The following is a 21,201-nucleotide window of genomic DNA, read 5'->3' on the forward strand; positions in this document are numbered from 1 at the left end:
TTGGTGCAAAATGTCTTCCTTGGCTTATGCATTTGAGGAGTTGAGCTTCACATGTGTGGCATTGTTGGCATTGTTTCTACTGCGCTGGTCAATCAGCAGATCTATGACAGCTTGCTGCTTCTACAGCACCGGGGTCAGGACTCTACTGGCATAGCCACCATGGATGGCAGTGTTTTTCACTTGCATAAGGCAAGGGGGCAAGTGCGGGAGGCCTATCGCACACGTGATATGCGTTCCTTAATCGGTAATATTGGTCTTGGTCATGTTAGATATGCAACAAAGGGTGCAGCTGAGCGGGAAGAAGAAGCACAACCATTTTATGTGAATGCTCCTTACGGAATCATTCTTATTCATAACGGTAACCTTACTAATACTCGAGAGCTTGATCGCGACTTGTTCAATATTGATCGTCGCCACACAAATTCAAAGAGTGATACGGAGATGTTGCTTAATGTTCTAGCTACTGAATTGCAATTGAAAATTTATGGCAGTGATCTTACTCCAGATCAGGTATTTGATGCTGTTACATCTGTACATCAACGAGTAGAAGGTTCTTATACATCTATTGCTTTGATTGCAGGGCACGGTCTTCTTGCCTTTCGTGATCCGTTTGGGATTAGGCCATTGGTACTTGGTAAACGTAAGTCTTTAGAAGGTTCTGATGAGTGGATTGTGGCTAGTGAGTCATTGGTATTAGAGAATGGTGATTATGAGATTGTTAGGGATGTTGATCCTGGTGAGGCGATTTTCATTACTCAAAATGGCGAGCTTTATTCACGTCAGTGTGCGAAGAATCCTCGTCTTGTGCCATGTTCATTTGAGTATGTTTATCTTGCTCGACCTGATTCAGTGATGAGTGGAATCTCGGTTTACGAGGCTCGATTAAGGATGGGGGATCGACTTGCAGAAACTATTGCAAAGTACACGCCATCTGGAGATATAGATGTTGTGATGCCAATTCCTGACTCTTCACGGCCTGCTGCTATGCAAGTGGCTAGACAGCTGGGGATTGAATATCGTGAGGGCTTTTTTAAAAATCGTTATGTAGGCCGTACATTTATCATGCCTGGACAAGCTCAACGTAAGAAATCTGTTAGACAAAAGTTAAATGCTATGGGAACAGAATTTAAAGGTAAGAATGTTTTAATTGTGGATGATTCAATTGTACGTGGTACGACTTCGAAGGAGATAGTACAAATGGCTCGAGTTGCTGGTGCGAATAAAGTCACGTTTACCTCTGCAGCACCACCAGTCCGGTATTCACATGTTTATGGTATAAATATGCCAAATCGTCATGAGCTGATTGCTTATAATCGCACTATTCCTGAAATCTCTTCTGAACTTTCAACGGATCACATGGTCTATCAAGAGGTTGCTGATTTAGAAGCAGCAATTGTTGAAGGTTCAGGTGTTTCTGAACTTGAGCTTTCTTGTTTTACCGGAGAGTATATTACAGGGACAGTTACTTCTGAATATCTCGATTGGATAGAACGCACACAATTGTCTTAATAAAGGTGATCATCAAGGACTTAAGTGTTAAATGTTTAATCTAAAATATTATTAGTTGTGATTAGTGGTACCAGTTTTTGAATTTCTTCGTTGTCTTTTAACTCCACGATATTTAGACTCGGTTTGATCGGTATGGTCAGTTCCAGCTTTCCAGCTTCGATACGGCCATGGCGACCTTGGCTACTGACTAGGCCGACTAACCTATTGCCATTACAGATGTCAACGACTCGATCTTGATCTCGGCTTGAATCTTTTATTGTTAATCCAATTTCCCCTAAATCTCCTCTCTGGCAGACTCTTATCGAAGAGACCAATATTTTGGCGAATTTACCTAGGCGTGTGGCAAGTAATACAGTGCTTTCACAGTTTGGTGGACAAGAAACTGCTCCAACGACCATTTCTTCTGGTAATAGTCGCATTGTCATAGGCCCCTGAGCTAATTTTCCCATCAATGGCATGCTGTCGTTATTTACATTAACTCTGATTACTCTTCCTATATTACTTGCTAGAATAACATCATCATTTGCTTTGCAAATGAATGCTGATTTTAATATAACACCATCTTTCAATTTAACAATGGTTGCTGCTCTTCCGGAAAGTTCCATTACTTCTTCTAAGGGTAATCGCTTGAAGCGTCCATCGCTGCTAAGTAGGCCTAGGCTTAGGTTTTGATCTACGGGCAAGGGGAATATGTTGATCAATGTTTCTTTTTCTAATCCTCCTGGTAGGAAGCGTTCCAGCGACCCGGGTTGTTGCCCTGCAAATTCCCAGCGGACTAGAGCTACTCGACCATTGTTTGTCACCGCAAGTAGACGAGGGGCTGGTTCAATTGGCAAGATCAATCTGGCTGGCGAAGGTCCATCGCTGAGTTTGCAGGCTTCGTTGAGGTGAAGTCGGCCGAGGATTTGTGGGCTCATTATCTTGACCTGGCTGTCTTGCTGGATGAGTATTCGTCCATCACTTGGCAGGGCGGATAGTGCTTGTTGTCGTTGAACTTCCGCATTCGGTCTTTGGTTTGCCGCTCGCTCAGCGACCAGATCATCGCCACCCTCTACAAGACGAGTTCGGCGGGGGTTGTTAAAGCGTTTTTTAAGCTGTCGAAGTTCTTGAATGAGAACTTCCAGCATGCTTTCTCGATTTTCGAGAAGGAATTGAAGTTGTTCTTGTTTTCCTTGTAGTTCTTTGGCTTCTTGCCTCAAACTGCTTTGTTCCAGACTCGTAAGTCGTCTTAGTGGCATTGCCAGAACAGCGTCGGCTTGTTTTTCATTTAGATCTAATTGCACCATCAGACGGGCTCTTGCAGCAGCAGCATCGGCAGCCTCTTGGATCATTGCAATGACAGCTTTTAGTGCGTTCAATGCTGTGATTAATCCTTCCACCACTTCCAGGCGATCTTTTGTTTTTTCTAGGGCATGGTTGGTTCTTCGGATAACTGTCAGTTCTCGGTATTCGAGAAAGGTTTGTAACAATTTTCTCAGTGAAAGTTGTTGTGGCTGGCCGTTAACAAGAGCGAGAAGAATTGCACCGAAATTGCTTTGCAGGGAGGTGCGTCGATGCAGATCGCCGAGAACATTCTCTGGGTTGGCATCTCGGCGCAGTTCCACCACTATCCTCATTCCTTCTCTGTCGCTTTCGTCGCGAATATCGGCAATGCCACCGATTTTTCCATTGTTAACAAGATCTGCCAGTTTTTCGATCCAGCCAGCTTTGCTGAGTTGATAGGGCAATTCAGTGACGACAACAGCACTTCGGCGGTGCCGACCCTTGCCAGGTTGTATTTCTTCGACATGGGCGACGCCACGCATTGGGATGCTGCCGCGTCCTTTGAGGTAGGTTTCATGGATGCCAGTGCCCAGCAGGATCTCTCCACCAGTTGGAAAGTCTGGGCCAGGAATTAGACCAAGTAATTTGTCGTCACTCAGATCGGGCTTGCGTATCAGGGCAATCAATCCATCGACCACTTCGCCAAGGTTGTGGGGTGGAATGCTGGTCGCCATACCCACGGCGATTCCTGAACAACCATTTAGTAGTAGGAAGGGAAGTTGGGCTGGCAGTACTGAGGGCTCCTGTTGGGAGCCATCAAAATTCGCACTAAAATCAACTGTTTCCTCTCCGATTTCATCCAACAACGCCATATGGGCGATTGAAGCCAGACGCGTTTCTGTGTAACGCATGGCGGCAGGAGGATCGTCATCAACGGAGCCGAAGTTGCCGTGTCCATCCAATACTGGGAAACGGCTTGAAAAGTTCTGAACGAGTCGAACGAGTGCGTCGTAAACGGCTTGATCACCATGAGGGTGATATTTCCCTAGGACATCTCCAACAACACGGGCGCATTTTCTATAGGGACGATCTGGCGTCAGGCCTAGCTCGTGCATTGCAAATAGGATGCGCCGCTGAACTGGCTTGAGGCCATCTCGGGCATCGGGCAATGCTCTTCCTACGATTACGCTCATCGCGTATTCGAGATAGGAGCGTTGCATCTCTTGATGCAATGCGATTGGTTGAAGGCGCTCCTCGGCCATCCAGATTTGGGATTAGAGGGCTTAAAGCGCTCAGCCTACAGATCTACTTAGCGGATACCCGCATTGTTGATCAGTGCCTATTGGTTTGTATCAGCGTTGGCTTCAGCTCGTTCCACAGCTGATCGTAGATTTGGGTTTGTCAGTAAATGACTGGTTGCTTGGCGAAGGCGCTCTCCCCAGAGCTGCTCTTTCTGGTGTCTTGGTAAGACGTAATTTGGATTTTCTGCAAGGGCTTGGTTGGCAAGTGCGAGTGCTTCTGTGCTGCCAGGGTTGATTTGATTCAATGCAGCCGCAAGGGCAAGCATTGGTTCAGCATTGCGTTTGATTTGTAGTACACGCCGCCAGCGGTTGATGGCAGTTTTGATTTTGCCCATTTCAAACAACACGATTCCTTGGTTGTTAACGGCTTCCCAGAATGTTGGCTGCAAGCCGGATGCTTTTTCAAAAGCCTCGAGAGCGATTTGAAGATTGGCTTGCATCACTCTTGCGTTGCCTAGATCAAAGTAAGCACCAGCATTGTCTGGGTCGAGTTCTAGGCCTTGGATGAGGAGGCTCACGGCGTCTGCAGGCCGGTTATCTCGGAGGGCAAGGGAAGCTTCAGCGAACCAAAGGCCTGCTTTCTTGGGGTTGAGTTGTTTTGCTCGCGCTAGAGAATGGCTTGCAGCATCAAGTTGATCGCTGCGTAATTGGGCTTCTGCAAAAATTGACCAGAGACGCTCATCTTCTGGTTGCAGTCGGACAGCAAGTGCTGCCAAGAGCGCGGCTTCTTTGGGTTGACCCAGTTGCAGCAATTGGGCGGCTGTGCGTCCAATGCCGATGCTGGCTCCTTTTAATTCAAGAGGACTTGGCTCGTAGACGTAGGGAATGAGGGCATGAGTAGGAGGTGTTGCCACAATTGTGGTGATGAGCCCTAGAACAGTTCCTCTGAGCCAGCCGTGAAGAGGTTTATATCGCAGCTGGTTCAGTTTCATTCCATGGATTTAGTTGTTTTGCAGCGTAGGAGGTTTGTTGGTCTGCGTTGAGGCTGCATTTCGACGCCACATCCATGGTTTGATTCTTTTAAGAGCAGATCCTCGTAATTGTTCACTCCAAGTTGTATCGCTCCATGAGAGGGCCTGATTGCGCGTCAGCTTGAGCAACCAATCACGAGGCTGTACATCAGGATCCTTGCTATGGGGAAGAGATTGTTGATTCCATGGGCAGACGTCTTGACAGATGTCACATCCGGCAACCCAATCCCCCAATGATCTCACAATGTTTTCTGGTAAGTCAGGGTTGCGGTTTTCGATTGTGTGGTAAGCCAGGCATCGACGTGAATCGATCACAAAGGGTTCGGTGATGGCTTCGGTGGGACATATCTCCAGACAGGATTGGCATTTGCCGCACAGGGATTTGGCGGGTTGGTCTGGGGTGAGTGGTTCGGTGCAAAGAAGATGACCCAGCACCATCCATGAACCTCGCTGGGTATTGATCAGGTTGCTGTGCTTGCCGATCCAACCGAGACCGGCCTCTTCTGCCCAGGCTTTGTCGAGTAATGGAGCGGTATCTACGCAGATTTTCCAGCGGCAGTTAGGTCGCTGTTGTTCAAGCCAGCGACCTACTCTTCGGAGCCTTTGCTTGATTACTCGGTGATAGTCCCGTCCCCATGCATAGCGAGCAACTAATAATTTGCCTGGAGCTCTTTGTACATTTACGAAGTAGTTCAGACCTACCGCCAGCAGGCTTGTCATCCCTTCGAGTAGTTGGTCCGCCTGTTGCCTTTGCGATGAGGCCATCCATGCCATGTCGGCCTGATGACCAGCTTTTAGCCAGCGCTGTAGAGCAGCGGAGCGAAGTTGGAGTCGGTCACTACCAGGGAACCTGGCAATTCCTACAGGATCAAAACCTTGTTTTTTTGCTTGCTCTTTGAGCTCATGGCTGAGTTGATCTTGGTTGGCGCAGATTTTCACAACCATCAACCGTACACTTGATTACCTTTTGGCATCGTGCCTTGCCTGCTTCTGAGTTGGGATCAAGTTCAGCCGGTCGTTTAAATCCTTTGATGCGCTGGCTCGGACTCACCCTCGTGATTTTGCTGCTGTTGCAGATGGTTGTCTTGCTTGGTGCAAGCGATTGGGCTTCGGAGGAGTTTCAGCAAGTGATGGTTCAGCGTTTGGTTACGCTTTCTCCGATGGGATTTATAGGTCTGTTGCTGATGTTGATCAGTTCCAGGCTGGATCATCCAGGCAAAGCAAAACTGCCGATTCGCTGGCTGATTTGTGCTTTTTCTAGTCTTTTTGCTATTGCCATGATCGCAGTGATTCCAATGGCGATCTCCGGTAATCAGACTCTCGCTGGACAGGCAAATCAAACTTTGAAGCAAAGGCGAGATCAGCTTGAGGAAGCCCGTAGACAGGCTCAGAACCCTGAAGCTCTTAAGGTCCTTGGTGATCAGCTTGCACAAGCTGGTCAGTTGCCTGCTACTGCAACAGATGAAGATCAGCAAAAGGCAGCCAATGATTTCGTCGCTGGTCAATTGACTCAGATGGATCAGCAGATCCAGCAAATGGAGCGGCAGCGCAATCTTGCAGTGAATCAACGTCGCTTTGGTGGCACCCTTAGTGCTGTTGTGCTTGCAGTGGCTTTTGTGTTGCTGGCGCTCACAGCTGTGCTTTAAAAACTCGGCAGAAGTCAGACAGCTGGTTAGGTTGGTTCAATCAAGTCCGCTTTTGGCCTCAGACTTTCCTTGGTGCAGTCCAATCCCAGAACAGATCTTCCGCTGACCTCAAGGCTTCAGCAGGATCTCAAGAACGATCTCATTGCAGGGTTGTTGGTAGTCATACCTTTGGCGACAACGATCTGGCTGGCTACCACTGTCAGCAGATTTGTACTGGCATTTCTTACGTCGATCCCCAAACAGGTCAATCCGTTCATCACCCTGAATCCACTTCTTCAGGATCTGATTAATTTGAGCCTTGGCCTTACGGTGCCGTTGCTTGGAATTCTTTTGATTGGCTTGATGGCTCGCAATATTGTTGGACGTTGGCTGCTTGAGTTTGGTGAGGGAACTCTTTCTCGGATACCTCTTGCTGGTTCTGTTTATAAGACCCTTAAGCAGCTTTTGGAAACTTTCCTAAGAGATAATTCGAAGCGTTTTCGTCGAGTGGTGTTGGTGGAATATCCTCGTGAGGGCCTGTTTAGTGTTGGGTTTGTGACCGGTTTGGTAGGTCCCTCATTACAAGCTGAGCTTGATCAGCCCTTGCTTAGTGTGTTTATTCCCACGGCCCCTAATCCCACCACAGGTTGGTATACCTTGGTGCCGGAGTCTTCTGTTCGCAATTTAAATATTTCCGTGGAGGATGCTTTCCGTACAATTATTTCAGCAGGAATTGTGAACCCTGATGAACAAGTGCCTCCTATGAATCGCAGTTTCTCAAGCTTGATGACTCAATTGCGTTCTAATACTGCCCCGTCTTCTACGACTACGACCCAGGTTTGAGTTCGTCTCCTCCCGTTCTTGTGTCGATCATGCAGTCTAGATCACTTGCTCGAGAACTGGCTCTTTTGGTGCTTGGTCAGATTCCCGAACGTGAAATTTCTAGGTTGAAAACAATATCTTTGGAGAGTCTTCTTCAGAAGGCTTTTGATACCCTAAGTCAGCACTGGAGAGAGGGTCTTGATACTTGTGCTGTTGAGCTTGAGAATGCTCAACAGCATTTACTCGATAGTGAGTTTCAAGATCGTGATTCGCGCTCTACGAGTCAGGTTCGTGAGCATTTACAGGCTTGTCTTATTGGTGCAGAACAGGTGATTAATGGTGTTTCAACAAGTTTGGAAATCCCCCGTTTGCTGGCGTTAGGAAACCAGGAACAGATTCGGCTTGGGGCTCTAGAGCGTGTGAGGTTGGTAATAGAACAACGCAATAGCATTGATGCAAGTATTGATGCCGTTATGGAGGGCTGGCGCTTGAGTCGTTTGCCTCGTATTGATCGGGATATCTTGAGGTTGGCCGTGGTGGACTTGACTGCTCTTCAGACTCCATCTGCTGTGGCTTGCAATGAAGCTGTTGAATTGGCCCATCGCTACAGCGATGATCAAGGTCGTCGCATGATTAATGGTGTCTTGAGACGGTTGCATGATGCCTCCACTATGACGTTGGCCTAATGGTTTACGACTGGTTTAATCGTCAAGCTAGTGACGATGTTTCTACTGAGAAAGTTTTAGAGGAGAAGCTAGAAGGCTCTGAGGAGGTCAGCTCCGATTCGTCTAATAATCAAGAGGAATCTTCTCCAATGAACGAGGAGGAATCCTCTTTGGAGTGGGCTCGCAGTGCTTACGCCCGCTTAAAAGCACAGCAGGCGCAGCAGAAAACGTCAGAGGCTTCAGTTCAGATTGACTCTGCTAGCGAAATAGCCCTTACTGCGAATGATCAACCTGAATTTAGTGCTCAGTCTTCAAGTCTTGAGGCTGGGGGTTCTTTATTGGAGCAAGCTGCGCTCCAGAGGCAGGTTCGTCAACAAGAGCTTGATGCAAGGGTTGAGGAGGTTTCGCCTCAACTAGCTCAGCAATCTCAGTTTTCGGATACATCGCCCGAACCCAGGCTTGGTGAGTTTGACGAAACCTTTGCGTGGTCTGCAGAAGTGCTTGCAGCACAGGGGCGCAAGCCGGAAAAAATTTCTTTAGAGGAGATTGATTGGTTGGGTCGACTCAGGCGTGGTCTTGAAAAGACCCGTCAAGGTTTTGTCAAAGGCCTTTTGGAAAACCTCGGAGATGATCCCCTTACCCCTGAGGTGCTTGATGACCTTGAAACATTACTTTTGAGAGCTGATGCGGGAGTTGAAGCTACGGATCAAGTTCTCGATGCGCTTCGTCGTCGAATGAACGAAGAAGTTGTGGATCCTGCTGAAGGACTTCGCTTTCTTAAACAACAACTTTGCAATCTTTTGGAGGCTCCGATTCAGGACACTGGCACTGATCTTTTGGCGCCAGAACGGGGTCGTCTCAATATCTGGTTATTTGTGGGAGTCAATGGGGTTGGCAAGACCACCACTCTTGGCAAGTTGGCAAACTTGGCAGTACGCAGTGGTTATACCGCTTTGATTGCTGCTGCTGATACCTTCCGGGCCGCTGCTGTTGAACAGGTCAAGGTGTGGGGTGCTCGCAGTGGTGTTCCGGTCATAGCTAATTCCACTGCCAATGCTGATCCTGCTGCTGTTGTGTTTGATGCAATTGGTGCGGCCCGATCTAAATCAACGGACCTTGTGCTTGTTGATACAGCTGGTCGTTTGCAGACAAAGCACAATTTGATGGAGGAGCTACAGAAGGTTCGACGAATTATTGATCGTTTAGCACCTGAAGCCAGGGTTGAATCTCTTTTGATACTTGATGCCAGTCAAGGTCAGAACGGATTGCGACAAGCCATGGCTTTTGCCCAGGCGGCCGCTCTTACAGGGGTAGTGATTACTAAGTTGGATGGCACATCTCGTGGTGGCGTGGCCTTAGCGGTGGCTTCAGAAGCGAGGTTGCCGATTCGTTTCATCGGCGCTGGTGAAGGGATTCGTGATTTACGACCGTTCAACAGTTTTGAATTTGTTGAGGCACTCTTGGCTAACTATTGATGTTCTGGCGGCTGCCTGAGCAGTTGATCTTGCTAACTTTCTAACCCTGCTGTGCCGTTGCTGTGAGCAGTAAGTCGCCACGGCGACATCCGACACCTTCTTTTCGTAGCGCTTCTCAGCAGGTGTCAGCCTCTACGTCCTTGCGGCAATTGCTTGATAGCTTGTCGAGGGAGCAGCGCCGCAATCAGGACTTGTTGGTTTCGTTGGGTTTTGCCCTGCGCAGTTTTACCAATCTGCATCGTTTTCTCGAGTTGGTCCCTGTGGTGGCCTCCCGCCTGGTGGGGGTACAAGGAGCATTGCTCGTGCCTTTTCAGATTGATGGTCGTTTGTGGAGGGAGCAGCTTCAGGCAGTTCCATTTGATCAGAGTCAGGAATTAGTGAGGCAGTTGGCTTCATTTGAAGCAGGTTTTGCCACAGGTTTCGGTACTGATGAGGCACAGGTTCTTGCTATGGATCAGCTCGTTCAGCGCCATTTGGCTAAGGCCGGGATGTTTGCCACCTCATTAGTTGCTCGCGGGCAGCAGCGCGGCAGGCTTTATGTTTTTGATCCTCAAGCAGCTCTGATTTGGAGTGATGTTCACCGTCGCCATGTGCAGTTGGTGGCAGACCTTACTGGGGTGGCTATTGAGAACGATCTGATGCTTCAGGAGGCCCGTCTTCACGAGCGGGTTGATCGTCAACTCAGTATCGGGGCAGAGATTCAGGCTCAGCTCTTGCCGGATCGTTGTCCTGTGATTGAAGGTGTCGAGCTTGCGGCTCGTTGCCGTCCCGCCTTTCAGGTTGGCGGCGACTATTACGATTTCATCCCTACCCGTCCAGAACTGATCGGTCGACGCAAGGAACGAGGTCGTTGGGGTCTTGTGATGGGAGATGTGATGGGTAAGGGTGTACCTGCTGGTTTATTAATGACCATGCTCAGGGGCATGTTGCGTGCAGAGGTGTTAAGTGGTTTGCCGCCCAATCGGATTCTCCATGATCTCAATCAGCTAGCTCAAGAGGACTTGGCTCAGTCCCACAGGTTTGTGACCCTTTTTTATTCTGACTACGATCCGCGCACGCGTCGTCTTCGCTATGCAAATGCTGCTCATAATCCTCCTCTGATCTGGCGAGCTGAGCAACGCAGTGTGAGTCGGCTTGATGTGCCTGGTTTGTTGATTGGACTTCAGCCAGAGGCGGATTACAGCTGTGGTGAAGTTTTGCTTAAGCCTGGTGACGTGATTATTTACTACACAGACGGTGTTACCGAAGCTCCTGGCATCACTGGAGATCGTTTTGATGAAGCTCGCTTGATTCGCACAATGGAGGGATCTTGTCGAAGTGGTTTAGGCGCACAGGGGATTCTTGATCAGTTATTTGACCGTTTGGATCGGTTTGTCGGTGTGGACCATCAACTAGAAGATGATGCCTCAATGGTGGTTTTGAAAGTGCCAGAGGAGGTAACGCTGCCGTCTGTGTCCCTGGCCTGACAAGCTGTTGACTCGCTGCTCATGAAGGGATGGCAGGTGGAGTAACCGGTGGTTCTGCAGAAGGCTGGAGCAAAAGGTTTGAAGAGGGATTGCATCCGGTTATTGAGCGGTTCAATGCTTCCATCAGCTTTGACATCACTCTGCTCCAAGAAGATTTGGATGGGTCTATCGCTCATGCACGCATGCTTGGCGAATGTGGAGTGATCAGTCTTGAAGAGGCGGCTCAGCTTGAGGGCGGCCTTGAGAAAATCCGCTCAGAGGCAGCGGCAGGAGAGTTTCAGCCAGGACTTGTTGATGAAGATATTCATTTCGCTGTTGAACGGCGCCTGATCGCTTTATTGGGGCCTGTCGGTAAGAAACTTCATACCGGCCGAAGTCGCAATGATCAGGTAGGCACGGATCTGCGCTTGTGGTTACGGCGTCGCTTGGATGATTTGGATTGTGAACTGGAGCGGTTTCAGCATGCTCTTTTGACACAGGCAGAATCCCATCGTCAAACTTTGATTCCCGGCTACACCCACTTACAGCGTGCCCAGCCGCTTTGCTTGGCCCATCATCTTTTGGCTTATATCGAGATGATCCAAAGGGATAGAGATCGGCTTAAAGATGTTCGCGGACGAGTCAATATTTCGCCGCTTGGCGCGGCTGCCCTTGCAGGAACATCAGTGCCTATTGATCGCCAAAATACAGCAGCAGCACTTGGTTTTGAGTGTATTTACGCGAATAGTCTTGATGCGGTAAGTGATCGCGATTTTGCTGTTGAGTACACAGCGGCGGCTTCGTTGGTCATGGTCCATCTCAGTCGCCTGGCGGAGGAGGTGATTTTCTGGGCGTCTGAGGAATTTGGATTTGTGCGTCTCAGCGATCGTTGTGCCACTGGCAGCAGCTTGATGCCTCAGAAGAAGAATCCTGATGTGCCTGAATTGGTACGAGGCAAATGTGGTCGTGTGTTTGGTCACCTTCAGGGTCTCCTGACCATGATTAAGGGCTTGCCATTGGCTTACAACAAGGATTTTCAGGAGGATAAGGAAGCTCTTTTTGACACCGTTCGCACTACTAAAGATTGTGTGGAAGCCATGGCGATTTTGATGGAGCAAGGGTTGGAGTTTTGTTCGGAACGCTTGGCAGCTGCCGTTGAATCCGATTTTTCCAATGCCACTGATGTGGCTGACTACCTGGTTGCTAAAGGAGTGCCCTTTCGGGAGGCCTACCAACTGGTGGGTGCGGTTGTGAAGCGTTGTTTAGACGAAGGGATTTTGCTTTGTGATCTAAGCCTTGAACAATGGCAGGAATTTCACTCCGCTATTGCTGAGGATTTGCATGAAGCATTGGCTCCAAAGCGGGTTGTGGCTGTACGGATTAGTGAAGGTGGCACTGGTTTTGATCGAGTTGAGGAGCAACTGCGTCACTGGCGTAGCCGCCTTGATTCCGTACTGTCATGATCGAAATGCCTCGGCGGGTCTACTCTGATAGCGCCAAAGGTGGATTGATTCATTCCCGAATCATGAACTAATGGCTATACCTGGCCAATTGGTCCACTACTTTTTTTACGGTCCACAAGGAAAGTGAGTATTTTCGTCGGCAATCTTCCCTTCCGCGCTGAGCAGGAAGACGTTATTGAATTGTTTGCACCTTTTGGTGAGGTTGCGAATTGTGCTTTGCCCTTGGAACGCGACACAGGACGCAAAAGGGGCTTTGCTTTTGTTGAGATGGCTGATGAGTCAGCTGAGCCTGCGGCTATCGAAGCTCTTCAAGGGGCGGAAATGATGGGTCGCCCTTTGAGGATTAATAAGGCAGAGCCACGTGGCAGTGCGCCCCGTCGCGGTGGCGGCGGTGGATATGGCGGTGGCGGCGGTGGATATGGTGGTGGTGGCGGCGGTGGATATGGCGGTGGTGGCGGTGGATATGGCGGTGGTGGCGGTGGATATGGCGGTGGCGGCGGTGGATATGGCGGTGGTGGTGGCGGCGGTGGAGATCGTGGTTCGGGAGCTCGTGGTTGGGAAGATCGCAGTTATGGCGGAGCTTCTCCTGAAACAAGTTCCTATGACGAGGGCCGCACTCGTCGTCGGAGGGGAGGCGCTGCACCTGAGGGTGAAGGTGGTGACAGCTACAGCGGATATGGGGGAGCGGAGGGCTGAGTTAAGTGCTTATAGCCCGGCATCTTCAAGTTGCTGGGCTGCTTTTTGCAGCACTCTTATATCGGCATCGGCTTTTTGAGCCTTGATGCCAAGGTCTCGCCTCCAGGATTTGGCGCCCGCTACCCCTTCAACGAGTTGTAAAAGATGTCGGCAAAGATCCCATAGCCGGCCACCTCGGCTTAGGTGGGTTTCGGCATGAGGGAGTAATCCTCCTATGACTTGAGAAGCCTTGATTGAGCGTGGTTGTTCTCCATAAACCAGCTCATCCATGCTCTGCCAGCGGAGCGGATGCGCATACGCTGCTCGTCCAACCATTGCCCCATCACAGGTTTGCAGTGCTGTTAGACAGTCGGCAGGGTGTTCTAGTCCTCCATTGATTTCAATAGTGAGTTGCGGGCGTTGTTGCTTGAGATGGGTGACTCGTTGATGTTGAAGTGGTGGAATCGTGCGGTTTTGTTTGGGGTCAAGTCCTTCTAGCCAGGCTTTTCGTGCATGCACAGTAAAGCGAGTGGCTCCTGCGATGGACACTCGGTCGACAAAGGTCATGAGTAGAGCGTCGCTATCGAAATCATCAATGCCTAGACGGTGTTTCACGGTGACTGGAAGAGGGCTCGCTATCGCCATCGCTTCAACACAACGTGCGACTTGATCAGGTTTAGCCATTAGGCAGGCACCGAAGTTGCCTGCTTTTGCTCTTGAGCTGGGACATCCAACGTTGAGGTTGATTTCGTCGTAGCCCCAGGCATCGGCCAGGCGCGCTGCTTCTGCAAGCATTTTTGGATCATCGCCTCCTACTTGTAGAGACAGGGGATGCTCGATGATGTCGAAATCGAGCAGATGATCAAGACGGTTGCTTTGATGCAGAGCTTGGGCCACCAACATTTCCGTGTAAAGCAACGCCCGGCGACTGATTTGTCGCATTAGTACCCTGAAGTGTCGATCTGTGCAGTCGAGCATTGGAGCCACGCTGAACCGATAAGCACCATCAACCTGTGGCGTGAAAGGAGCAATCATTGATTCATGCTGCCTTCATAGCTGTGTTGCGCTTTCCTAGAAACAAGGTCATTGATTTTGGCTGCGCTTATGCCCATTACTGCTTTGCTATTGAGTCGTCGTTCTCTGCTGATAGCCACTATTGCAGGAGCCTTTGGTGTTTATAGGAGACCTGCAGCAGCCTTTGCTGCTACGAGGGCTGAGGATCTTGCTTGGTCGCTTAGTAATGAGCAGTGGGCACAGCGTCTTTCGCCTGAGGCTTATCGGGTGCTTCGAGAGGAGGGAACCGAGCGCCCTTTTACGAGTTCTCTCGACAAGGAGAAGCGTGTGGGCATCTATCACTGTGCAGGTTGCGATCTGCCGTTGTTTTCTTCTGCGGCGAAATTCGATAGTGGTACTGGCTGGCCAAGTTTCTGGGAGCCCCTTGCTGGAGCTATTCAAACGAAAGTAGATTTCAAATTGATTATTCCTCGCAGCGAATATCATTGCCGGCGGTGTGGTGGTCATCAGGGACATGTCTTCAATGATGGTCCCAGGCCAACCGGCAAGCGCTATTGCAATAACGGAGTTGCCCTTACTTTCCGACCCGCCAGTTGATTTGATCGTTGTTGGTGGTGGTGCCTCAGGCTTTTTTGGGGCAATCACCGCTGCTGAGGAGGGTTTGGCTTTTGTTCATGTGTTGGAGGCCACCTCTGAGCCATTGACGAAGGTGAAGATCAGTGGTGGCGGCCGTTGCAACGTGACCCATGCCTGCTGGGAGCCAGGTGATTTGGTGACCCATTACCCCCGAGGTGAACGCCCATTGCGGGGCCTCTTTAGCCGTTTTGCTACCGGTGATGCGGTGGCTTGGTTTGCCGATCGGGGCCTTGAGCTTGTGGCAGAGCCAGATGGGCGAATGTTCCCTGTGGCTAATTGCTCCTCTGCAGTGGTTGCGTGTCTGAAGCAGGCAGCAGTGGTGGCTGGGGTCCGCTTGCGCAGTCAGAAGCTTGTAAAGAGTTTGGAGCATCGTGGTGCTGCAGGGTTTTTAGTTCAATGTCGGGATGGGTCTTCTTTTCAGGCTCAAAGGGTTTTATTGGCTACGGGTGGGCATCCCAGTGGTCGTCGCTTGGCGGCAGCGATGGGTCATCAGCTTGTGCCGTCTGTTCCTTCTCTGTTCAGTCTTGCTCTGGAGGCACCTGCATTAATCGCCTGTTCTGGTTTGGCTGTCGATGGCGTTCATCTCAGTCTTAAGGCTGGAGGTCAAAACTTTCAGCAGACCGGCAGGGTGTTGATTACTCATTGGGGATTAAGTGGGCCCGCCATTCTGCGGCTTACTGCTTTTGCTGCAAGGGTTTTGCAAGGTGATCACTATCGGGGGAAACTTGTTGTCAATTGGCTTGGCATGAGTAGTCACAATCTGGTGAAGCAGTCACTTCGTGACCTACGTCATCACCAAGGTCGACGCACTCTGGGAGCAGCTCGTCCTGTGCCTAACTTGCCCCGTCGTCTTTGGTTGTCCTTGTTGGTTCAAGTGGGTGCTAATCCGGATTTGCGTTGGGCGGATTGTCCTGCCCGTTTGGAACGTCTTTTGTTTGAAGCTTTGGTTTCCAGCTGTTACTCAATCGGTGGCAAGGGGCCATTTGGAGAAGAGTTCGTTACGGCTGGGGGAGTGAAGTTGGGCGAAGTGAATCTCGCGACGATGGAGAGTCGAGTGTGTCCAGGTCTTTATTTTGCTGGGGAACTTCTTGATGTGGATGGGCTGACGGGAGGGTTCAACTTTCAGCATTGTTGGACCAGCGGTTGGCTTGCTGGTCAGGCGATTGCAAAGGGTTTGCAGCTTGCTACTGGATCTGATCAAACACGGTGAACATGGGGAGATACATCGCCAGCAGGATGGAGCCCACGATGCCACCTACTATTACGATCATCGCGGGCTCAAGAGCTGAGGTAAGAGCTTTCACCGTGGTAGAGACCTCATCTTCGTAAAAATCAGCCACCTTGCTAATCATTTGATCCATATCTCCGGTTTCCTCGCCAATGGCCAACATGCTTAAGGCCATTTCTGGAAGCACTTTTTGGCGAATCAAGGCAACACTAAGGAGCACCCCTTCTTGCACAAGGGTGCGTGATTCAAGAATGGCGTCGGAAATGATTGTATTGCCAGCGGTTTCACTGGCAATTTCTAGTGACATCAGGATTGGTACGCCTGCTTTGATAAGTGAGCTGAAGATTCTGCAGAATTGAGCTGTGGCAGTTTTGATGATTAGATCTCCGAATAGGGGAATTCGCAGCGTCAGTCGATCGATCTGACGTCGTCCTTGGTAAGTGGCGTAGTAGCGGTTGAAAATCAAAGCGCACACCACTAGGACACCTGCTAATAGCAGGGAATAGGAGGAGCGTAATAAGTTGCTTAGGTCGACCATCAACTGGGTGAATAGCGGCAGCTCGGCGCCTAAATCTTCAAAGATGCCTGCAAAGGTTGGGATTAAGAAGATGGTCATGCCTAGGAATACGAGGATCGCTATCACCAGCACGGCGACTGGGTATCCCAGGGCCCCTTTGATTTGGTTCTTGAGTCGGGCATTGTCTTCTAATAGCTTGGCGAGTCGCTTGAGAGCTTCATCCAAAACACCACCAGCTTCTCCGGCTGCCACCATGGCGATACTGAGTTGATCGAATACCTTTGGCCACTTGCGCATAGCAGTGCCCATGGCACTGCCTTCATTTACATCAAGACTCACCTTCATTAAGGCACGTTTGAACATAGGCAAGCGCTGTTGACTAGCCATTAGGTCGAGACTGCGCACGATCGGAACGCCTGCATCTACCAGAGTTGCGAATTTGTTTGCGAAAACTGCTTTTTCTTTTACACCTGGAGGCTTTTCGAAAGCGGCACTTAGATCGATGGAAAATAGTCCACTTTTTGATGATTTTGTGTTGTTTTGGCGGTCTATTTTTTTGCTATTTTCTTGTCCTTTATTGTTGAGGCTTGCTTGTAGGTCAGTTGCTCGTATTCCACGACGACGTAGTAATTTTTTTGCTGTTGTTAGGTCGGCCGCTTTGATGGTCATCGTGCGTGTTTGACCACTTGCAGATTCGTAGGTGGCGACAAAGGAGGTCATCGCTTAGTTCTGACTCTTAGCCATCGTTGAGGAGTTGCTCCAGTTCGCTGGGTTTACTGGCTTTGGCGATGGCTTCAGAGCGGCTAATTTCACCCTTTTTAGTCAGACTCGCAAGGGCTTTTTCTAGTGTTTGCATCCCTAGTTCTCCTCCGGTTTGAATTTGGGAGTAGAGCTGTGCAGTTTTGCCTTCTCTGATCAGGTTTGCTGTGGCTGGGGTGTTGATCAAGATTTCTTGAGCCATGACTCGCCCAAACTGTTCTGGTTGTGGATTTTGACGACGGCAGAGTGTTTGCGAAAAAATGGCTAGCAGGCTTCCTGAGAGTTGAACTCTGATTTGGGTTTGTTGGTTTGGGGGGAAAACATCGACCATGCGATCGACCGTTTGTGCCGCTGAGTTGGTGTGCAGGGTGCCGAACACGAGGTGACCTGTTTCGGCGGCGCTGATGGCCAGTTGAATGGTTTCCAGGTCGCGCATTTCGCCCACTAGGATCACATCAGGATCTTCACGTAGTGCCGCACGCAGGGCATTGCCAAAACTGCGTGTGTCTTCATTGAGCTGTCGCTGGTGCACAAGGCTGAGATCGCTTTTGTATACGAATTCGATTGGATCTTCGATCGTGAGGATATGTTCGCTTCTGGTGTGATTGATGTGGTCCAGCAGGGAAGCCAGGGTTGTTGTTTTGCCTGATCCGGTTGGTCCTGTTACTAGCACTAATCCCCTTGGTCGTTTGCTGGTTTCTATGACTACTGGTGGCAGGTTGAGACTTTCAATACTCGGGATCGTGCTGCCAAGAGCCCGTAGACAGGCGGCGTAACTTCCCTTCTGTCGATAGACATTTACACGAAAGCGCGCCACACCCTTTAGCCCATAGGCACAGTCAAGCTCCCAGGTTTGTTCAAGAGTCTTTCTCTGACTGTTGTTGAGCATTGAGAAAATCAGCTTGTTGCATGTTTCTTCGGAGAGGGGGGTATTGGTCATTGGCTTTAATTCACCGCTGAATCGTCCATACGGGGGCTGGCCGGTAGCAATGTGCAGATCACTGCCGCCACCTTGAACAAGCTGTTCCATCAGGTCCTCGATCATTAGATCCATGACGGGCCCTTCATTGGCGTGCGGTTAGACAGTAGGGACATTCGAGCCAGTCGTCTTGGAGGCCTGCCCCGCAGACGTTGCAGGTGACAGTGCTCAGGGCTCTGGCGCGGCGCTCTGATTCCAATCCGGAATCGGTGAGGATCATTCGTTCTACTTCTTCAAGGGTGGTGTGGCCTTCTCGCACCAGGTCGAGGCTGTAGCCCAACAGAGTTTTCATACCAGCCTCGAGCGCCAGACGTCTTACTAAATCAGTAGTGGCACCTTTGGCGACGGCTGTAGCGAGCTCTTCGTTCATGCGCAGTACTTCATAGGCACCAACTCGGCCCTTGTAGCCGCTGCCTTGACAGTTGGGGCACGGCTGTTTTTCTTGAGTGTGATGGTGGGCCTTGAAAAACGTCACGCCAGTTTCTTTATGGGCCATCAATCCAAATCGACCCAGTTCTTTTTCAGTTGGGTGGTAGGGCTTACGACAAGAACTGCACACTCTTCGTAGAAGTCGTTGAGAGACGATGCCAATCAACGAGGCGCTCACCATGAATGGTTCCACGCCCATCTCGTTGAGGCGGGCGATGGCACTTGATGCGTCATTGCAATGCAGCGTGGTTAGCACCAGATGACCAGTCAGTGCGGCTTCGATGGCGGTTTTTGCGGTTTCTAGGTCACGGGTTTCACCGACCAGTAGAACGTCTGGGTCTTGACGCATGAAGGCTCTAAGTGCCGTACTGAAATCGAAGCCTTTTTCCCTGTTCACTTGACATTGGGTAATCCCAGGGAGGGTGTATTCGATGGGATCTTCTACGGTGGAAATGTTGATACCAGGCTCGTTGCGTTCTGCCAGTAGGGAGTAAAGGGTTGTTGACTTGCCTGATCCTGTTGGACCTGTCACAAGGATCATGCCGAAGGGCTTAGAGCCCAGGTTGCGTACGAGAGAGAGAGCGTTTGGGTTGCTGATCAGTTTGTCTAGCCCGAGTTGTGTAGCACTGCTGTCGAGGAGTCGCAGACAGATTTTTTCCCCGTAACGGCTTGGCAGGCTATTCACCCTGAAATCGACCATACGATTGCGATATGAGCGACGAATGCGACCGTCCTGAGCCATGCGCCGTTCTGCGATGTCTAGGTCGGCCATGATCTTGAAGCGTGAGGTAACAGCCGGGATCAACCGGCTCGGGAGGGGTTCGATATAGCGTTGCAATACACCGTCTTTACGGAAGCGGATCTGTAGTCCGTCTTGTTGCGGCTCAACGTGTACGTCGCTGGCGTCTTTTTGCAGTGCCTCTAGCAGTATGCGGTCCACCAGGCTGATGACTGGTGAGCTGTCTGAGTCCATCAAGCTGGACTCCAAATCCTCTACGGAACTAGCAAGTCTGGCTTGTTCTTCCGGATCTTCTTCGAGCAAGCCTTCGGTATTAAATCCTGCCAGCAGGGAGACTGGTGAGTTGTCTGAGTCCATCAAGCTGGACTCCAAATCCTCTACGGAACTAGCAAGTCTGGCTTGTTTTTCCGGATCTTCTTCGAGCACGCCTTCGGCACTAAATCCTGCCAGCAAGGAGGTTGGTGTTTGTGCAATTGGCTTTGTTGCTTTTGACTTGGATGCAGATTCAACATGCTGCTCAGATCTCATTGGTGCAAGCAGCTGGCTGATGTCGGATGCCAGCGCGAGACGGAATTCAGTGCTGAAGCCTTGGGACTGCAGCATTGAGATCAGTTGATTTTTGGTTTGCTCATTGCATTGGTCCGAGATGGCTACAACCAAATGTTGGTTGTGCATGTTGATTGGCAGGGCCTGGAATTGTTGCCACGTTGAGATGTCAAGAGTGGTGTTGTGGTTCGCCATTAGCTCCACTCCGGCAACAAGTTCTTCGTGGCTAAGCACACTGACTTGTAGGAGCAGTTCCAGTTCCAGTCGCTGCTGGATGCTGTTGGTTGCTTTGGGGATTGGTCGGCCCTGGGTCACGAAGAAGAAATGAAATTGGAGGTGCGGGCTTCCGCCGCTTGTGGGAGGTGTGCTACTCCCATCAACATGTATAGACGTGAATTTGCAACCGGTCAGCATGAGTGGCGACGCTCCTACCCCAGCTCACGATCCTGCTGCTGAGGGTTTAGAGGCTTCCGTGCCTCTGGAATCAGTGGCATCGATGAATTCCGATGATGGTCAGCCTTCAGCTCAATCTGCACCATTAGCGGATAATGAGGCTCGCTTACAGCAGTTGGAGCAGGAGCACAGCAGCCTGCGGGAAGAGCACGAAACTCTTCGCAGTCAGTACATGCGGATTGCTGCAGATTTCGATAATTTCCGCAAACGTCAGAGTCGCGATCAGGACGATCTTCGATTGCAGCTCATCTGTACTACTTTGAGTGAAATTCTACCGGTGGTGGACAATTTTGAGCGAGCTCGTCAGCAATTAGAGCCTCAGGGGGAGGAGGCCCAGGCTCTTCATCGCAGTTATCAGGGTCTTTATAAACAGCTTGTTGAGGTGCTCAAGCAATTGGGCGTTGCTTCAATGCGGGTTGTTGGACAGGCGTTTGATCCCACGCTCCATGAGGCTGTTTCAAGAGAGCCCAGTGAGGAGCATCCAGAGGATGTAGTCACAGAAGAACTTCAGCGTGGATATCACCTCAATGGCAGGGTGCTTCGCCATGCTCTTGTGAAGGTGTCTATGGGACCAGGCCCGCAGAGTGGCGCCTCTCCTTCTTCCGCTCAATCCAATGATGACTCCACTGCAACTTTTCAAGGGGAGGCAGATCCTGCCCAACCAGGGGTCTGATTGCATGCTGTTCC

The 21,201-nt window shown here is 50.3% G+C and carries 18 protein-coding genes; 11 read left to right on the plus strand and 7 right to left on the minus strand.

Features of this window, described 5'->3' with window-relative positions:
* The first annotated feature begins 51 nt into the window (after positions 1-51).
* Complete coding sequence (gene purF, locus SIB66_RS03505; protein WP_063407644.1) at positions 52-1,509, plus strand: amidophosphoribosyltransferase; 1,458 nt, start codon at positions 52-54, stop codon at positions 1,507-1,509.
* Positions 1,510-1,544: 35 nt separating this feature from the next.
* On the opposite strand, the gene SIB66_RS03510 is transcribed toward purF, so the two are convergent.
* The 3 genes from SIB66_RS03510 to queG all read right to left on the minus strand — a co-directional run bounded on the left by SIB66_RS03510 (position 1,545) and on the right by queG (position 5,989).
* Positions 1,545-4,034, minus strand: a complete 2,490-nt coding sequence (locus SIB66_RS03510; protein WP_063407645.1) for a DNA topoisomerase (ATP-hydrolyzing) subunit A — start codon at positions 4,032-4,034, stop codon at positions 1,545-1,547.
* Positions 4,035-4,111: 77 nt separating this feature from the next.
* Complete coding sequence (locus SIB66_RS03515; RefSeq protein ID WP_063407646.1) at positions 4,112-5,005, minus strand: tetratricopeptide repeat protein; 894 nt, start codon at positions 5,003-5,005, stop codon at positions 4,112-4,114.
* A gap of 9 nt (positions 5,006-5,014) precedes the next feature.
* A complete protein-coding gene (gene queG / locus SIB66_RS03520; RefSeq protein WP_063407647.1) occupies positions 5,015-5,989 on the minus strand; it encodes a tRNA epoxyqueuosine(34) reductase QueG in 975 nt (324 codons plus the stop codon).
* 11 nt (positions 5,990-6,000) lie between these two features.
* Here queG and SIB66_RS03525 point away from each other — a divergent pair, with 11 nt between their 5' ends.
* The 7 genes from SIB66_RS03525 (at position 6,001) to SIB66_RS03555 (ending at position 13,235) form a co-directional block, all read left to right on the plus strand.
* Complete coding sequence (locus SIB66_RS03525) at positions 6,001-6,690, plus strand: HpsJ family protein (RefSeq protein WP_236070428.1); 690 nt, start codon at positions 6,001-6,003, stop codon at positions 6,688-6,690.
* A 69-nt stretch (positions 6,691-6,759) separates the two neighbouring features.
* Complete coding sequence (locus SIB66_RS03530; RefSeq protein WP_063407648.1) at positions 6,760-7,512, plus strand: DUF502 domain-containing protein; 753 nt, start codon at positions 6,760-6,762, stop codon at positions 7,510-7,512.
* Between the two features lie 29 nt (positions 7,513-7,541).
* Entirely contained in the window at positions 7,542-8,177 is a 636-nt protein-coding gene (gene nusB / locus SIB66_RS03535) for a transcription antitermination factor NusB (protein ID WP_063407649.1), read from the plus strand.
* The gene (gene ftsY / locus SIB66_RS03540) at positions 8,177-9,631 is read left to right on the plus strand and encodes a signal recognition particle-docking protein FtsY (RefSeq protein ID WP_063407650.1); all 1,455 of its coding nucleotides are present in this window, start codon (positions 8,177-8,179) and stop codon (positions 9,629-9,631) included. Before nusB ends, ftsY begins: the two co-directional genes overlap by 1 nt.
* 62 nt (positions 9,632-9,693) lie before the next feature.
* A complete protein-coding gene (locus SIB66_RS03545; protein ID WP_063407651.1) occupies positions 9,694-11,097 on the plus strand; it encodes a PP2C family protein-serine/threonine phosphatase in 1,404 nt (467 codons plus the stop codon).
* Positions 11,098-11,126: 29 nt separating this feature from the next.
* Positions 11,127-12,539, plus strand: coding sequence for an argininosuccinate lyase (gene argH, locus SIB66_RS03550; protein ID WP_063407652.1), 1,413 nt, complete (start codon positions 11,127-11,129; stop codon positions 12,537-12,539).
* A gap of 123 nt (positions 12,540-12,662) precedes the next feature.
* Complete coding sequence (locus SIB66_RS03555; RefSeq protein ID WP_413681386.1) at positions 12,663-13,235, plus strand: RNA recognition motif domain-containing protein; 573 nt, start codon at positions 12,663-12,665, stop codon at positions 13,233-13,235.
* Between the two features lie 9 nt (positions 13,236-13,244).
* Here the strand turns inward: SIB66_RS03555 and dusA are convergent, their stop codons facing one another.
* A complete protein-coding gene (dusA, locus tag SIB66_RS03560) occupies positions 13,245-14,249 on the minus strand; it encodes a tRNA dihydrouridine(20/20a) synthase DusA (RefSeq protein WP_063406045.1) in 1,005 nt (334 codons plus the stop codon).
* 69 nt (positions 14,250-14,318) lie between these two features.
* Between dusA and msrB the strand changes: the two genes are divergently transcribed.
* Both msrB and SIB66_RS03570 read left to right on the plus strand, forming a co-directional pair.
* Positions 14,319-14,825, plus strand: a complete 507-nt coding sequence (gene msrB / locus SIB66_RS03565) for a peptide-methionine (R)-S-oxide reductase MsrB (RefSeq protein ID WP_063406054.1) — start codon at positions 14,319-14,321, stop codon at positions 14,823-14,825.
* Complete coding sequence (locus SIB66_RS03570; protein ID WP_063406044.1) at positions 14,752-16,074, plus strand: NAD(P)/FAD-dependent oxidoreductase; 1,323 nt, start codon at positions 14,752-14,754, stop codon at positions 16,072-16,074. The genes msrB and SIB66_RS03570 overlap by 74 nt, the downstream gene beginning before the upstream one ends.
* Here the strand turns inward: SIB66_RS03570 and SIB66_RS03575 are convergent.
* The 3 genes from SIB66_RS03575 to SIB66_RS03585 are packed head-to-tail and all read right to left on the minus strand — an operon-like array spanning position 16,049 to position 20,475.
* On the minus strand, positions 16,049-17,329 hold the full coding sequence (locus SIB66_RS03575; RefSeq protein ID WP_063406043.1) for a type II secretion system F family protein: 1,281 nt from the start codon (positions 17,327-17,329) through the stop codon (positions 16,049-16,051). The genes SIB66_RS03570 and SIB66_RS03575 overlap by 26 nt on opposite strands.
* A 16-nt stretch (positions 17,330-17,345) precedes the next feature.
* Positions 17,346-18,422: a type IV pilus twitching motility protein PilT gene (locus SIB66_RS03580; protein WP_063406042.1), complete on the minus strand. Its 1,077-nt coding sequence runs from the start codon at positions 18,420-18,422 to the stop codon at positions 17,346-17,348.
* A gap of 10 nt (positions 18,423-18,432) precedes the next feature.
* On the minus strand, positions 18,433-20,475 hold the full coding sequence (locus SIB66_RS03585; RefSeq protein WP_236070174.1) for a GspE/PulE family protein: 2,043 nt from the start codon (positions 20,473-20,475) through the stop codon (positions 18,433-18,435).
* Between SIB66_RS03585 and grpE the strand changes: the two genes are divergently transcribed.
* A complete protein-coding gene (gene grpE, locus SIB66_RS03590) occupies positions 20,474-21,187 on the plus strand; it encodes a nucleotide exchange factor GrpE (RefSeq protein ID WP_063406040.1) in 714 nt (237 codons plus the stop codon). The genes SIB66_RS03585 and grpE overlap by 2 nt on opposite strands.
* Positions 21,188-21,201: the final 14 nt, after the last annotated feature.

Source organism: Prochlorococcus sp. MIT 1318, assembly GCF_047304505.1.
In the GTDB taxonomy this organism is placed as follows: Bacteria; Cyanobacteriota; Cyanobacteriia; order PCC-6307; family Cyanobiaceae; genus Prochlorococcus; species Prochlorococcus marinus_D.

Bases quoted from the DNA above. Each gene is read 5' to 3' on its own strand.
- purF (WP_063407644.1), top strand. From the start codon at position 52: ATGTGTGGCATTGTTGGCATTGTTTCTACTGCGCTGGTCAATCAGCAG.
- SIB66_RS03510 (WP_063407645.1), bottom strand. From the start codon at position 4,034: ATGGCCGAGGAGCGCCTTCAACCAATCGCATTGCATCAAGAGATGCAA.
- SIB66_RS03515 (WP_063407646.1), bottom strand. From the start codon at position 5,005: ATGAAACTGAACCAGCTGCGATATAAACCTCTTCACGGCTGGCTCAGA.
- queG (WP_063407647.1), bottom strand. From the start codon at position 5,989: ATGGTTGTGAAAATCTGCGCCAACCAAGATCAACTCAGCCATGAGCTC.
- nusB (WP_063407649.1), top strand. From the start codon at position 7,542: ATGCAGTCTAGATCACTTGCTCGAGAACTGGCTCTTTTGGTGCTTGGT.
- ftsY (WP_063407650.1), top strand. From the start codon at position 8,177: ATGGTTTACGACTGGTTTAATCGTCAAGCTAGTGACGATGTTTCTACT.
- argH (WP_063407652.1), top strand. From the start codon at position 11,127: ATGGCAGGTGGAGTAACCGGTGGTTCTGCAGAAGGCTGGAGCAAAAGG.
- dusA (WP_063406045.1), bottom strand. From the start codon at position 14,249: ATGATTGCTCCTTTCACGCCACAGGTTGATGGTGCTTATCGGTTCAGC.
- msrB (WP_063406054.1), top strand. From the start codon at position 14,319: ATGCCCATTACTGCTTTGCTATTGAGTCGTCGTTCTCTGCTGATAGCC.
- SIB66_RS03570 (WP_063406044.1), top strand. From the start codon at position 14,752: ATGATGGTCCCAGGCCAACCGGCAAGCGCTATTGCAATAACGGAGTTG.
- SIB66_RS03575 (WP_063406043.1), bottom strand. From the start codon at position 17,329: ATGACCTCCTTTGTCGCCACCTACGAATCTGCAAGTGGTCAAACACGC.
- SIB66_RS03580 (WP_063406042.1), bottom strand. From the start codon at position 18,422: ATGGATCTAATGATCGAGGACCTGATGGAACAGCTTGTTCAAGGTGGC.
- grpE (WP_063406040.1), top strand. From the start codon at position 20,474: ATGAGTGGCGACGCTCCTACCCCAGCTCACGATCCTGCTGCTGAGGGT.
- SIB66_RS03585 (WP_236070174.1), bottom strand. From the start codon at position 20,475: ATGCTGACCGGTTGCAAATTCACGTCTATACATGTTGATGGGAGTAGC.